The organism is Bacillus sp. cl96 (genome assembly GCF_900100505.1).
Taxonomy (GTDB): Bacteria; Bacillota; Bacilli; order Bacillales; family Bacillaceae_G; genus Bacillus_A; species Bacillus_A cereus.
The window spans coordinates 693256-708053 of sequence record NZ_FNDM01000001.1; the positions used below are offsets into that span (position 1 = coordinate 693256).

Genomic DNA, 14798 nt, shown 5'->3' on the forward strand with positions numbered 1-14798 from the left:
CAAGCATGAAATCCATGCTTGCTTCTTTTTCTCTTCACATCGTATGTTTAAACGTAAACAACTCTTCCTTTGACTGTACAGCAGATTGTTCCTCTTCTACAACTTCCTTCTTTATCTCTCCCCCTAATCGAACTTTCAACATCGCCTCTTCTAGACTTTTTACAATCATATTTCCTGAAAAAATGGTAAGCCCGAAAAATGTAATTGGGACGAGAGGAATCCATGGATGCACTGTTAAAGATCTAAAATAGACTCCAATTAGCCCTGACCATTCATGTGTGTAAGATTCTATTTCTTCTATCGGTCCTAAAAACTTAACCGTTCCGCCAAAGAATATTTCTAGTAACCCTAAGTGCAGTAAAATAGTAAGAGTCTGCGTAAACTGCTGAAAAAATACAAGTATAAACGTCATATAAAGGTGCGGGAAAAGATGCTTTATAACAATATGTCTTCTCGATCCACCTAATATGCGTGCGGCATCAACAAATTCCTCCGTTCGCAATTTACGAACTTCCTTCGCAACATACAGTGCAATAACTGGCATTACAAGCATTACAAGTAAGACAACTTGAAACGAAGCCCTTTCAAAAAAGGTTGTTGTTTCCTCCCCGCTTCCAAATGCATTTACAGATTGAAGAAAAAAATACGCAATCATAACTGTCGGAATAACTGTAAAACTATCAAAGAAAGCCTCAATTTTTGAAAATCCTCTTTTTATATACGTTCCGAGTACGACACCGAAAAACACACCTATTACCATTCTAAGTGCCGCAATTAAAATAGATATACCAATCGTCCACTTCGCGCCTTCAATAACTAAATGTAAAAGGTCGTATCCTTTCCGATCTGTCCCGAGTAAAAATTGGAATGAAGGTGAAAACGGTGGCACTTGTGGATTTTCATCCGCATCATATTGCAATGTAACTTGTCTAATATGTCCATCATTCCATAACGTATTTCCGATGCTCAAAAGAACTAATAGGAGAAGAAACCCAATGCTTATCCAAAATCTTTTATCACGTTTTATATACGTCCACATATTATAATCTCTCCTTCATCGCAGCCGGAATGAGATAATGAAACAATTTAAATAAAATAAAAATCGGAATATATATAAGAAGCACACTAACGATGAAAACCTCAACTCTAATACCAAAATAAGATTTCAAAAACATAAAAATACCACCCGTATTAAAAATCCATTCTATAATATATAAATTAGATAACATAAAAAAGATATTCGTTTTCGCAAAGAATAATGTACTAAGCAACACATTTCGTAAAATATGACGATTTAAAATATGAAAGCGCCCCAGCCCTTTCGCCTTAGCAAATAGTACATAATCTTTTTCTAGTTCATTTTCAAAACGAAGCACGACCATTTTTACAAACATAATCGTAGTCGGGATGCTCAAACAAAGTATCGGCAATCCTCTAATTGACTCGCCTCCAATTGAAGCAATTTGAAAAGGTAAAAAACCTGTTTGTTTAAAAAACCATATAACTAAAATTTGTGATACTAAAATAAGAAGGATATCTGGAATAGATTCTAGGAAGATAAGAAATGATTTAATTCGATGTTGTATACGCGGTGAACTACTCATAATTACATAAACAATACAAAATGCTACAAATAATGAAATAAAAAAAGCAGCTAAAAAAATAATAATCGTTTCTTTATAATGGACGAACAGCTGCGGAAATAAAAATTTACCTTTCACATATTGCAAATTGGAAATATCCATTAAGTTCACAAACACTTCTTTTAAACTCTGTATGTACTTTGATACATCCAGCTTAAATCCATAAAACAATTTCGGCAGAGCCCCTAACATAATAATCCCCAAAATCGAAATAATAAATTGAATTGTCACTTCCATCCCATTCAGAAAAACTTTTTTGACCACGTTTTCCCTTCTCTCTCTTTATATTTTACTCTCTAATTTTATTCTTAATTTTCTGAATTGTAAATATTCAATCATAAAAAATCACTAGGTTATGATCCTAGTGATTCTTTATGCGCATGCCTTTCTCTTTTTGCAAACGGCATATACAAAATAAAACACCCAATAAGCGCTGCGAGTTCTAATGAAATAATATAGTAAGGATGCGGTCCTAACATATCGAGTAATGAAGCTGTTTCTGGCTTATGAGCTAAAAACATATAATTACCGCCTGTTTTATAATTCACAAACGAAACAAGCGGAATCAATATGTTTAAAAATATCATCGTACGCTTAATAGATTGCAAGGTCGGTCTATAGCCTTCCACCCAAGTCATAAAGAGTGGTGCCCAAATGAGCAATATATGCGCGCTAAAATATTCAATGAAACGAAAATGCGGAAAAGCATACTGCAAGTTTGGCGTTAAAATAGCTTGTGATGCACCAATAATTCCCGTGAAAAATACAATCTCATATATGCGGTAACTTTTCGTTACGATCATAATCGACGCTAATAATAAACTAATCGTACATAATTCAAACGGTAATGAAGTAGCTAGCTCAAAAATCCCCGCTTTCCACTCCCACATATGAAGCCCAATTTCACTACCTATAAATAAAAATGCAATTGCATATCGAACCGTTATATTCCACTCACTTTGACGTAATACATCTTGGTATTGATACAGAAAAAATATCCCCACCAACATAATAAATAATATAAGGGCATGTTGCCTTGAGTATGGAATAAATGGTTTTAATGGGTGTGCGCTAAAATAAGCTTCCATCTTCCTTCCTCCTTTCCTCCATACAATATTATTGTAAGAAAGAAACGACGAGTCAATTCATTTGCTTACACTAGGACAACCTCTACCTTACATTTACATATTCATACCTTACAAAACTGTAAGGTTATTGTAAGCTAAAACGATTTGTCAGATTCTTTACCTCTTCTATACTTAATGTAGATACTAAAACGAACGAAAAGGTGATAAATAGATGAAGAAGAAAAATAAAGTGTTAATTACTAGTGTAGTAGCAATCGGAATTGCAGCTGGATCATACTTTGCATTTGCTGGTGGCGGTTCAGATGTAGCAATGGCATATAGCGGATATAAAGTAACCGAAAAACAAATCCAAAACGCGCAAAAATTTGGTGGCGAAGTTATTCCAAATGGAATTGAAACTATTTCATTCGATCCAACAAAAGGAACATATGAATTAGCTGTGAAAAAAGGCGATGAAGTGAAAAAAGGTCAGCTTCTATTTAAATACAATGATCCGACTGCGAAACAAGGTGTAACAGAAGCAGAAATGCAAAAGAAAATCGCACAAAAAGAAGTAACGTTGCTCCAAAAACAAATTGATGTAGCGAAACAAAAATTACAAAAAGATAAAAATGCAGGCCTTCCTGCTGAAGCATTAAAAGCATCAGAAGCCGAAGTTGGGCAATTAGAATCACAAATTGAAATGAAAAAGTTTGAAGTTGAAAAAGCTGATGAAATGATTAAAGCAGCAAAAGAGAAAGTAAACAATCTTTCTGTAACAAGTCCTGCTGATGGCGTAATTGATGATATCGTAAAAACTGCTGACGAAAAAACAGGTATGAGCGGAATTACCCTTCGTCACGCTGGTCAATTTAAAGTAAAAGGTCAAATTTCTGAATATGAGCTTGCTAGTATGAAAGTTGGGCAAGAAGTAACTGTTTCATCAAAAACTGTCGCTGGTAAGACTTGGACAGGAAAAGTAACAGAAATCGGTTCTACACCATTAAAGAGCATGGATGAAAATAAAACTGTTTCTAACTATCAATTCACTGTCACATTAGATAATAGTGACGAATTACAAAACGGCTTCCACGTTTACGTAACAAGTAAATCTGGCGAAGCAACTGGTACAATTGTTCCGAAAAGCAGTATCGTGAAAAAAGGTGACAAAAATGTTGTCTTCGTTGTAAAAGACGGTAAGGCGAAAGAACAAGCAGTTACTGTTGAATTCGAGACTGATAGCGAAGCAAAAGTTTCTGGAGTGAAAAAAGGAGAGGAAATTATCTCTAAACCTGAAAAAGACTTAAAAGATGGTATGGAGGTTGTCGCCCAGTGATTAACTTAAAAGGCATCACGAAATCCTTCCAAAATGGTGCAGAGTCCGTTCAAATATTACACGGAATTGACGTAACACTGAACCAAGGAGAATTCACTTCAATTATGGGACCTTCTGGTTCTGGTAAATCAACATTAATGAACATTATCGGTTGCTTAGATAAACCGACGACAGGTACGTACGAACTAGCCGGTCAAAATATTTCAAACATGACTGAAACAGAACTTGCACACGTACGTAATAAAGAGATCGGATTCGTATTCCAAAACTTCATGTTATTACCGAGACTTACAGCGCTTCAAAATGTAGAACTACCTCTTATTTACGCTGGAGTCGATAAAAAAGAAAGACGCGAGCGCTCATTAGCCGCTTTAACAAAAGTCGGTTTAGCTGATCGCGCTACTCACTTACCGAACGAATTATCCGGTGGTCAAAAGCAACGTGTCGCCGTTGCCCGCGCAATCGTAAATAACCCGAAATTCATTTTAGCCGATGAACCGACGGGAGCACTTGATACGAAAACAAGTACACAAATTATGGACCTCTTTTACGAATTAAATAAACAAGGCTCAACAATCATTATGATTACCCATGACCGTGAAATCGGGGAAGCTGCAGCACGTCAAATTGTAATTCGTGACGGAAATATCGTCCAAGATTGGAGAGGTTAATTTTGAATACGAGTGAAAATATACGCATGGCCCTTTCCTCTATCTTTGCTCATAAAATGCGTTCTATCTTAACGATGTTAGGTATTATTATCGGTATTAGTGCCATTATTACTATCATTTCAATGGGTGATGGTACAAACGCAAAGTTTAAAAAAGAATTAGGCCAAGGAAAAGATAACGAAGTAACGATTTACTACAACAATCCTGATTACGGAACAGATAGTGCCAAAATCACACCTGATATGCTAAACCGTCTGCAAACTGTACCAGGCGTTAAAGATGTGTATCCAGACGTAAGTATGAAAGTAAAAGCATCTGCTGGTTCAAAAGATGTAAATCTTGATTTAAAAGGTGGAACAGGCGCCTTTATGACAGATTCGAAAATAAAATTAGTTCACGGTCGTGAATTAAATGACAGTGAACTAAATCAAGCAATCCCTGCTGTTATATTAAATGAAGAAGCTTTCAACAAATTATTTAGTAGTGGTTGGGAATCAAATCAATACACAGATATAAAAGGAAAGCCGTATAAAATAGTTGGTGTATACGAAACGAAAAATGACTTTGGAATGCCTATGCCTGAAGGTTATACATCACTTGAAAATGCGCCTGTCATTTCAGGAGTAAATGAGTATGACTCTGTAAGATTAACAATGACCTCTCCGACCGAACGTAAAAGTGTAGAAAAACAAGCTGTTTCTGTCTTAAACGAAATGAAAGCTCCTAAATTTGAGCACAAATTCGAAGCACAAGATTTAGGTGAATTTACGAAACAACTAGACGAATCAATCGGTATGATGAAAATGGTATTCGGTGGTATTGCCGCTATCTCCTTACTTGTTGGTGGTATCGGTGTAATGAACATCATGCTCGTATCTGTAACAGAACGTACACGTGAGATTGGTATTCGTAAAGCACTTGGTGCAACACGTGGTAAAGTATTAACACAATTCTTAATCGAATCTTGTATATTAACAGGACTTGGTGGTTTCATCGGATTCATGCTCGGTATTTTCTTCGCTTGGATCGTCTCAATCTTTGCTGGATGGCCACTCGTTGTCTCAAAAGAACTTGGACTTCTTGCAGTAGGTATCTCAATGTTAATCGGTATTATATTCGGTTTACTGCCAGCTAACAAAGCTGCCAAACTGGATCCAATTGAATGTTTACGATATGAATAAACAAAAACGTAGGAGTTTACACTCCTGCGTTTTTTATTTATCTACTAAATTGAGTTTCTTCTATTATATATGTTTCACGTTACAACTACCATTCTAATACTCTTCATTATTTATAGGTACTAAGGCTATTATCTAATTCTATTATTGCAAAAATACTATGTAACAGACGAAAATCAAGGCGTAATTTTTTCCATACTTCGACTGATTTTGTAACAATTATATCGATATTTTATTAAATTTCACCTCATTTATATATTTTCACGCCTAAAAAGATTATCGTTTCATAACTAAATTTCCATTCAAACAGTAAAATAAGCTATTTTTGTAACGCTATAGATATCACTAAGAAATATTACTGTAACATTATTAACGTTACAGTAATTGAAATACTACTCATTTTGTGTTTCATATGCCCTAATACGCCAAAAAACAACAAGGAAGCGCTATCAGGATATTTATGGAATTGTTACAGAATATTAATGCCCCGTTACGAAAGCTTTGTAATTTTATGTTTTTCGCAAATAAGAAAATAATGGTTGCTATAATGAGGTCAACGAAAACAAATGCAATGGAGGCTATTATGAAAAAATTTATGGGTATAGCAACAGCAGCGGTTTTTGGTCTTGGGATTTTCACAACATCTGCTAAAGCAGAAACAATCGTAACGACTGACGTACTAAACGTACGAGAAAACCCAACTACTGAATCAAAAGTTGTAGGAAAATTATTAGATGGATATAAAGTAAATGTTTTACATACAGAAAATGGTTGGTCAAAAGTTCAATTGAATAGCGGTAAAGAAGCTTTCATAAGCGCTGACTATACAAAAGACACTTACTACGTAACAGCAAACGTATTAAACGTACGTGCTGGAGCAAACACAGACTCAGAGATTCTTGGTAAGTTGAAAAAAGATGATGTAATTGAAACAACACACCAAGTACAAAATGATTGGATTCAATTTGAATATAACGGAAAAACAGCTTATGTTCATGTTCCTTACTTAACAGGTAAAGCACCAGTTAAAGTTCAACCAGTAGTTAAAGTTGAGAAAACAACTACAGTTCAAGATACAACTAAAGTTCGTGAAGCAGCTAAAGCTCAGGAAGTAGCTGAAACTCAAGCAAAAGCTAAAGCAGTGGAAGCAACTAAAGCTCGCGAAGCAGCTGAAGCTCAAGCAGAAGTTAAAGCTCAAGAAGCGGCTAAAGCTCGTGAAGCAGCTAAGGCTCAAGAAGCAGCTAAAGCTCAGGCAGATGCTGAAGCTCAAGCAGAAGTTAAAGCTCAAGAGGCAGCTAAAGCTCGTGAAGCAGCTAAAGCTCAAGCAGATGCTGAAGCTCAAGCAGCGGCTAAGGCTCAAGAAGCAGCTAAAGCTCGTGAAGCAGCTAAAGCTCAAGAGGCAGCTGAAGCTCGTGAAGCAGCTAAGGCTCAAGAGGCAGCTAAGGCTCAAGAAGCAGCTAAAGCTCGTGAAGCGGCTAAAGCTCGTGAAGTGGCTAAAGCTCAAAAACAAGCTACACAACAACCTGCTGCAAAAGAAACTGAAACAAGTGCACCATCATCTTCTCGTGAGTTACGTGTTGTAGCAACAGCTTATACAGCAGATCCACTTGAAAATGGTTATAAAGCAGGCGACCAAGTAAAATCAGCTATGGGTCATAACTTAACAGCTAATCCAAACATGAAACTAATTGCAGTTGATCCAAGTGTCATTCCATTAGGTTCAAAAGTATGGGTTGAAGGTTACGGAGTAGCAATTGCTGGTGATACTGGTGGAGCTATTAAAGGAAATAAAATTGATGTTTTAATGCCAGATAAAGGTTCATCAAGTAGCTGGGGACGTAAAACAGTTACAGTTAAAGTATTAAACTAGTTAGTAAAAAAAGAGCCAGTCTCATCGTTGAGACTGGCTCTTTTTTTACTCTATTAAACTACTGAAAAATAACATAGTAAATGAAATTATATCAACGATTTTTCAAATATATCTATCGTAACCTACAATATATCAACGATTTTTCGAATATATCTATCGTAACTTATAATATATCAACGATTCGACAAGAGATATCGATTTACCGACAAATTTTGACGTTAAAAGTACTTTAATATTAAAAAGGCGGTCCAAAATTTGGAACGCCCCCTATCTTCCCTATTCCACACAAGTAAACTGCGTCCAAGCTCCTACATAATCTAGTAAGAATAACTCCTCTTCCGCAATTGTACCGACGATATTTTTCCGTTCATCTATCGGCATTTCTTTCAGAATGATTTGCAGTTCACCTTTATACTTACCAAATGAATTGTTTCCAATTACAACTTGCCCTCTTTCCTGCAGCACACTTTCACGCACTGGGAAGTCATAATCTTTGTACTTTTTACGTACTTCTGTAGAACGTACCATATACTCTGTTATGTCGCCGCGCCTTACGTGTAATTCTTGCAGCGTAGCTCTCTTCTCTACTTCAGTCGCTTCGTCTACAAAGTGCACTTTTAGCTGTAACATGTAGCGATTTAAGTTTCCTAGTTTCTCTAACTCTTCCTCACTCGCATAAGCATTTCCGATAATGACATCATCAATTAACCCTGTTGCCCATAAATGCTTCGCTTGTACTTCAATTGGTAAATTACGATGCTCTTCTAATGTACATAATCCATCGTTAATATCCCATGGACCGATGTTTGCGACATGTGATGTAATAAAGGCTGCACTGCGAATACCATGCTTTTTAAAGCGTTCACTACAGCGAATGAAATAATCGTATGGAAGACCAGTGAATTTTTGCGGATAAAAATTATGGCAACCAATTAAAGCTGATTTATTCGCTTGATGCGAAAGAATATTTTCTAAGTACGCAATATCGTTACTTACATTTAACTCAATTTTTAAACCGTACGGATTATTCGTCATTTTCGCTTCCGTTAATCCGTCAAAACCTACATCTAAACGAATACCGTCTGCGCCTAATTCTGCGAAAAATGATAGATCGCTATAACTAATACCAAGCTGATCAAACACAGCTGGAGCTACATCTAAAATAACTTCCATATTGTTATCTTTTGCGTGATTGATAATCTCTTTAAATTCAGCTACAATTTCTTCTTTCGGACGATTCACAGATAACAAACAAGTAAATATTCTTGAGAAACCGTGTCGTGCCGCTGCGGAAATATAAGCCATATCTTTTTCTTTCGTTGAATGTTCTGGATAAAGTGAAATTCCTAATTTACGCTCCATGCTTTTGCATCTCCTTCACACGTTGTATTAATGCCATGCTCGTAAATCTATATTTTGCAGATAAACACGTTGCACATAAAATTGTCGGTACAATAATTACGTACGGTGATTGCAATCCTAACATTACATATGCACCCATTGAACAACCGATAAATAAAACTGATACTAGTAGTAACACTAATAAAGATTTACTTTGTACCCATTTCGAATAATGGGCAATACACTGTCCGACCACGAATGTAATTAAGATGATAATTGCTCCGAGCATTCTGTTTTCTCCTCTCCTGCTAATTGTTGTTTCTCATACATTTTGAAGAATGGATAGTAAATAACGAATGAGATGACAAAGTTAACAAGTACAAGTACACCAGCCATAATTGTCCAGTCCGTACTAATTACCGCTGCAATTGGTGCTAACATCGTAAATGGCAGTTTCGCCATCATAAGTGGAATCATACCTGAAACAACTGCAAAATATGATACTGTCGTTGTCACTAACGGTGTAATAACGAACGGAATAATTAGAATTGGGTTCATTACAATCGGTGCCCCAAAAATAATTGGTTCGTTAATATTGAATAAACCTGGTACGAATGATAATCTACCTAACTCTTTTAGGAACTTAGATTTAGAGAACATAAACATAATTACTAAAGCTAACGTTGAGCCTGATCCGCCAATCCATACGAACCATTGAATAAATTGCTCTGTAAATAAGTTTGGTAACTGATGTGCATTTCCTGTAGCCGTGAATACTTCCATATTTTCAAGAATTGCTGAATCCCACATCGGACGAATAATTGGTCCTAAAATCGCTGGTCCATGTATACCGAATGACCAGAAAAACACGATTAAGAATACTGTTAATAAACCACCGAATAAATTATTTCCTACTAATACTGATTTTAATGGTGCGATTAAATATGTGATCGTTGTATTCACATCAAATTTCAAACCGTAGCGAATGCCCCAGAATAAAAGAATAACTGCTAATGTTGGAATTAATGCTGCAAACGAATTTGAAACTGCTGGTGGTACACTATCTGGTAATTTAATCGAGATATTATGCTTAATCATAAAATGATAAATTTCTACTGCAATTAATGCTGTAACAATTGCGCCGAATAAAGACGTTGCACTTAATGTTCCTACTGAAATATATCTCCCTGCATCAATAACACCTGGTACAGCTTTCGTAATTTGAATTGGTTCAACTGATGCTAGTAAAAAGGCGAGTACAGATAATAACCCTGCACTTAACTGATTGAGCTGATAAAAGTTCGCGAGCGAAGCCCCTACACCAAACGCTGCGTATAACGCCATTAGTCCTACTGTAAATCGGAATGGAATATCTAAAATATGGCGAAACGGTGCGATCCATTCCATATATGCATCAATTGGTAAATTTAAAAAGATAACAAAAAATGATCCGACGATCGTTAACGGTAATGTAGAAATAACCCCGTTTCGAATTGCTAATAAATGTCGTTGTCCTGCAATCTTTTGCGTTGTTGGCATAATCTTTTGTTCCATAAAACTCATAAACCCATTCATCAATAGCCCTCCTCTTTCTCTCTACTATAAAAGAACGAAATAAACTTTATAACATTATAATGTTTATATTTAAAAAGATATAATTATGCTAAAGCTAATTGTTCTGCTTGCTTAAGCACCTTCAAACCATCACACATGCCATAATCTCGTTGGTCTATAATCGCAACTGGTATATTGTATGAATTTGCAAGAAACTCTACAGCTGGAAATAAATATTTCACCTGTGGGCCAATTAAAACGACATCGGCTTCCTTAATTTCAAGCTTCACTAGTTCTGAATCAACTGCCTTAATTTTATAATTCTTCCCCTGTTTCTTTGCCTCTTCTTGCATTTTTCTTACGACCATACTCGTTGACATACCTGCTGCACAACATAATAAAATGTACATCTTATACGGTCACTTTCTCTTCTACTCGTTTATGAAGAGCAATAAATTCTTCAGCCAGTTCTTTCACTGTAATTGCATTCATTAAATGATCTTGTGCGTGCACCAACAGTAAACTAATTTCTGCATGATTTCCTCTTGCCTCTTCTTGAATTAAATCCGTTTGAATACGATGCGCTGCTGAAATTTCCTCACTAGCAAGTTTCATCTTTTCACCGGCATTCCCGAAATCCCCTTGTCTTGCAAAAGCAATTGCTTCAAGCGCAGCACTTCTCGCATTGCCACCATGTAAAATTAACGCAAATGGAGTTTGCATATCAGCCATTTTAAATTCCCCCAAGCTATATGTTTTCTATATTTCCATCTTATTATGAAAACGCATACAATTAAACATAAAAAACTTCCGTTATGTAACGGAAGTTTTTATATACTTTTTCAAAATGATAATAAAATCTCTTGAAAATCTTCAATTACCTCGGTCTGAGTAAGTTTCTCTATCGTAGTTTGACTAGACATAATATCATATAAAAAATCATAAAGCCTTTGCAAATCTTCATTATTATTGCGCTTTACACTAAATAAAATAATTACTTGTACTTTTTTATCTCCCCAATCAACAGCCTTTTCAAGTGTGCAAAACATCAAAAAAGTTTCCTCACTTAATAACTGCATCGGATGCGGGATTGCAACTGAATTCCCAACCGCTGTCGGAGACGTATTTTCTCTTTCCATAACAGAAGCATAAAAGTTTTCTGGTACATAGCGTTTCTCAGCAGCTTTCTCACATAAAAACTGAATAACATCCTCTTTCGTAGAAGCACTATAATTTAAAAAGATTAAATCTTCCTTAATATAAGGCTGCACACTAGTATTCACATGCGTAAACAACCGCTGACCAATCGATTTAATCTCTTTATCATCAAATATTGAATTCACTTTTATAACTGGAACAGGCAAGCCACTCGGTATATGAATCGTACTAATAATACAATCTATTTTTTCTTTATAAAGATCTTCTACTTTCAATTGATAATAGCCTGTAATACCTACAATCTCTAATTTATCTCGGAACTGTGATAAAATTTTATATTTTAATAGTTGGGCACTTCCTTGACCAGTCGCACAAACTAATAAGCATCTTTTCTTTTGATTTTGCTCCTGCAAACGGCTCATAGCTCCACCGAAGTGAATTGCAATATAACCAATTTCACTTTCAGGGATCGATTCACCCGTATATTCACCAATGATATCTCCAACGAGAACCGCAATTTCAAAAGCATACGGATAATTCTTTTTCACTTCTGCCAAAAGAGGATTTCTCGTATTTAACTTATACTTCAAACGATTTAATAACGTTTTTAAATGAATACCAAATCCAAATAATAATTCTTCATCATAATAAAAAATAAGATTCCGTTCTTCCGCTACTTTAAAAAGAATATGTTGCATAAATGCATATATATCTTTCCCTAATAGCTCTTCTATATTTTCATAGCGATTTCTCGTTGTAACAGCAGTACTTAATAAATGCATCGTCACATATAATACTTCTTCTTCTGGAAATGAAAATTTTAATGCTTTCTCTAAATCTCCTAAAATCTGCTTCGCAATTGTATATTCTTTCTTTATTATAAGTTCTGATTGCTCCGCATGCAGTCCTTTCATATAATGTTGACTTTGACAACGCTTTAATGCGATTGCAATATGAATGACTAAATTATCAATTTCTATATCAGATAAATATATTGTTCCGCCTTCAATATACTTTAATATAATTGAACGAATGAGTGATATATGCGGTAGCGATAAATATGTCTCCGTCTGCTCAAATTGCTCATGAAACGGAGTATGGTCATAACGCGGTAAACCATATTGTGATAAACAAGAACGAATATTAAATTCCTCTCCAACAATACGTATACCATAATACGGTCTCTTCTCAATTTGTAATTTATAGCGACCACATATATCTGTAACATCTTTCATAATTAAATTGACCGTTGATTTGCTCACATACATCTCTTCCGCTAATTCTGAAAGCTTCACATATCCCTCTGTCATTAAAACACGCTGCAGAATGTACGCTATTCTTTCTTCATAAGAAGTTGGGATCTTTTCCGTCTGTTTTTGAAATAGACTCACACAAAAGTCTTCAAATTTCTTCTTTTGTATAATTTCTAATTCGTACCCAGTCCCTCTTTGCGATTCGATTTTCGCTCCATTTTCTTCCAATATATCATTTAATAATTTTATATCCTTTTGAATCGTCTTCGTCGATACATGTAAACGGCCCGCTAAAAAAGCTCGATTTAACATCGATTTCTCTTCTAAAAATTCCTCTAAAATAGAAATTAATCGCTGATGCACCTTTGTCATAGCTCTTCCTCTCGCTCTTTATATATAAAGGGGGAAAAGCTGCTGAAATCAGTAGTTTTTCCCCTTTATATTCTCTCTATTTCTTTAATGTAAATCCGAATTTATCCCATGCTTGTAAATAGTCTAGTAAGAAAATCTCTTCTTCTACAATTCGACCAACTACATTTGTTTTTCCTGTATTCACCATATCTTTTAATGCAATTTGTAATTCGCCTTTATACTGACCATATTGTTCATTATCAATTAATAAATCCCCACGCTTAATTTCACGCGTATTATGAGGTTTAAACTCTTCTTTTTTATATTTCACACGACTTTGTGTAGAACGAATCATATATTCAGATACATCTCCGCGATAAAAATGTGGTTCGTTTAATACGATAATTCTTTCTAGTTCTGTCGTTGTATCATATATTTCTATATCAAATGTTTGTTTCTCTTTATTTAATGCACCTAGTGCTTGTAATTCTTCTTCTGACGCATATGCGTTTGCAATAATAACATCATCAATTAATTCCGTCGCGAATAAATGTTTCGCCTGTGTTGTCATCGGTAATTCACGATGCTGCTCTAATGTACATAACCCTTCTGTTACTGGCCAAGGTCCATATGTTGCATCAAATGATGAAATAAAAGCAGCCGTTCTCATACCGTAATCTTTAAATTGTTTCGAGCATTTAATGAAATGATCGTATGATAACCCTGAATAACGATGCGGATAAAAATTATGACAACCAATTAAATTTTCACGATTTGGTCTATGACTCATAATGTTATCTACATACTTCGTACCATTGCTCATATTAATCTCAATTTTCAAACCATACGGATTATAAGTCATAATTGATTCTTCTAATCCTGAAAAACCAACATCTAAACGAATACCGTACGCACCCAATTCATGGAAGAATGATAAATCATTATACGAAATACCTAATTGTTCAAAAACAGATGGACTAATATCCACTAATACTTGGAACCCTAATGCATTCGCATGTGAGATCGTTTCTTTAAATTCTTCAATAATTTTCTCTTTTTCTCCATCCACAGATAATAAACATGTGAACACACGTGTAAACCCATATTTACTTGCTAATGTTAAATACTCCTTATCTTTCTCTACTGTTGAATGTTCTGGATAAATAGAAATACCTAATCGTCTCATATGTACACGCCTCTTTCTTCATCATATTGTAAACCTTTTCAAATATATGTAGTGAAAAAGTATATATCCCCTTCTTGTTCACTACTCCTTTGAATCCGCTTTCTTTAAAGAAAAAACAATTTCTATCATTCTTAACACCTACAAGTCTATACATCTATACTTTACATCTTTTTTTCATAGTTGTGTAGCC

At 35.2% G+C, this 14798-nt stretch carries 14 protein-coding genes; 4 read left to right on the forward strand and 10 right to left on the reverse strand.

Translation table 11 applies throughout. From position 1 onward, the window contains the following. Positions 1 to 34: 34 nt before the first annotated feature. The 3 genes from BLT20_RS03850 to BLT20_RS03860 form a co-directional block, all read right to left on the reverse strand. The gene (locus tag BLT20_RS03850; RefSeq protein WP_000269967.1) at positions 35 to 1039 is read right to left on the reverse strand and encodes an ABC transporter permease; all 1005 of its coding nucleotides are present in this window, start codon (positions 1037 to 1039) and stop codon (positions 35 to 37) included. Position 1040: 1 nt separating this feature from the next. Beyond that, positions 1041 to 1907, reverse strand: a complete 867-nt coding sequence (locus BLT20_RS03855) for an ABC transporter permease subunit (protein WP_000239670.1) — start codon at positions 1905 to 1907, stop codon at positions 1041 to 1043. Between the two features lie 89 nt (positions 1908 to 1996). Continuing rightward, the gene (locus BLT20_RS03860) at positions 1997 to 2731 is read right to left on the reverse strand and encodes a YwaF family protein (RefSeq protein ID WP_000388701.1); all 735 of its coding nucleotides are present in this window, start codon (positions 2729 to 2731) and stop codon (positions 1997 to 1999) included. A gap of 211 nt (positions 2732 to 2942) precedes the next feature. Here BLT20_RS03860 and BLT20_RS03865 point away from each other — a divergent pair, with 211 nt between their 5' ends. From BLT20_RS03865 to entC, 4 genes are all read left to right on the forward strand, one after another. Beyond that, complete coding sequence (locus BLT20_RS03865) at positions 2943 to 4046, forward strand: efflux RND transporter periplasmic adaptor subunit (protein WP_000728807.1); 1104 nt, start codon at positions 2943 to 2945, stop codon at positions 4044 to 4046. After that, positions 4043 to 4717: an ABC transporter ATP-binding protein gene (locus BLT20_RS03870; RefSeq protein WP_000609104.1), complete on the forward strand. Its 675-nt coding sequence runs from the start codon at positions 4043 to 4045 to the stop codon at positions 4715 to 4717. The genes BLT20_RS03865 and BLT20_RS03870 overlap by 4 nt, the downstream gene beginning before the upstream one ends. Positions 4718 to 4719: 2 nt before the next feature. Then, the gene (locus BLT20_RS03875) at positions 4720 to 5898 is read left to right on the forward strand and encodes an ABC transporter permease (RefSeq protein WP_001097719.1); all 1179 of its coding nucleotides are present in this window, start codon (positions 4720 to 4722) and stop codon (positions 5896 to 5898) included. A gap of 457 nt (positions 5899 to 6355) precedes the next feature. Beyond that, complete coding sequence (gene entC, locus BLT20_RS03880) at positions 6356 to 7765, forward strand: cell wall-binding protein EntC (protein WP_061685120.1); 1410 nt, start codon at positions 6356 to 6358, stop codon at positions 7763 to 7765. 276 nt (positions 7766 to 8041) lie between these two features. Here entC and BLT20_RS03885 read toward each other — a convergent pair whose 3' ends face one another. From BLT20_RS03885 to BLT20_RS03915, 7 genes are all read right to left on the reverse strand, one after another. Continuing rightward, a complete protein-coding gene (locus tag BLT20_RS03885) occupies positions 8042 to 9127 on the reverse strand; it encodes a DUF871 domain-containing protein (RefSeq protein ID WP_000440054.1) in 1086 nt (361 codons plus the stop codon). After that, positions 9117 to 9395 (reverse strand): hypothetical protein, encoded by a 279-nt coding sequence (locus BLT20_RS03890; protein ID WP_000900048.1) that lies wholly within the window; start codon positions 9393 to 9395, stop codon positions 9117 to 9119. Before BLT20_RS03890 ends, BLT20_RS03885 begins: the two co-directional genes overlap by 11 nt. Then, positions 9371 to 10681: a PTS sugar transporter subunit IIC gene (locus BLT20_RS03895; RefSeq protein WP_001013053.1), complete on the reverse strand. Its 1311-nt coding sequence runs from the start codon at positions 10679 to 10681 to the stop codon at positions 9371 to 9373. The genes BLT20_RS03890 and BLT20_RS03895 overlap by 25 nt, the downstream gene beginning before the upstream one ends. A gap of 83 nt (positions 10682 to 10764) precedes the next feature. Beyond that, positions 10765 to 11070: a PTS sugar transporter subunit IIB gene (locus BLT20_RS03900; RefSeq protein ID WP_000275641.1), complete on the reverse strand. Its 306-nt coding sequence runs from the start codon at positions 11068 to 11070 to the stop codon at positions 10765 to 10767. A gap of 1 nt (position 11071) precedes the next feature. After that, positions 11072 to 11392 (reverse strand): PTS lactose/cellobiose transporter subunit IIA, encoded by a 321-nt coding sequence (locus tag BLT20_RS03905; protein WP_000774631.1) that lies wholly within the window; start codon positions 11390 to 11392, stop codon positions 11072 to 11074. A gap of 110 nt (positions 11393 to 11502) precedes the next feature. Beyond that, the gene (locus BLT20_RS03910) at positions 11503 to 13443 is read right to left on the reverse strand and encodes a BglG family transcription antiterminator (protein WP_000169796.1); all 1941 of its coding nucleotides are present in this window, start codon (positions 13441 to 13443) and stop codon (positions 11503 to 11505) included. A gap of 76 nt (positions 13444 to 13519) precedes the next feature. Further along, the gene (locus BLT20_RS03915) at positions 13520 to 14608 is read right to left on the reverse strand and encodes a DUF871 domain-containing protein (protein ID WP_001253349.1); all 1089 of its coding nucleotides are present in this window, start codon (positions 14606 to 14608) and stop codon (positions 13520 to 13522) included. Positions 14609 to 14798 lie beyond the last annotated feature (190 nt).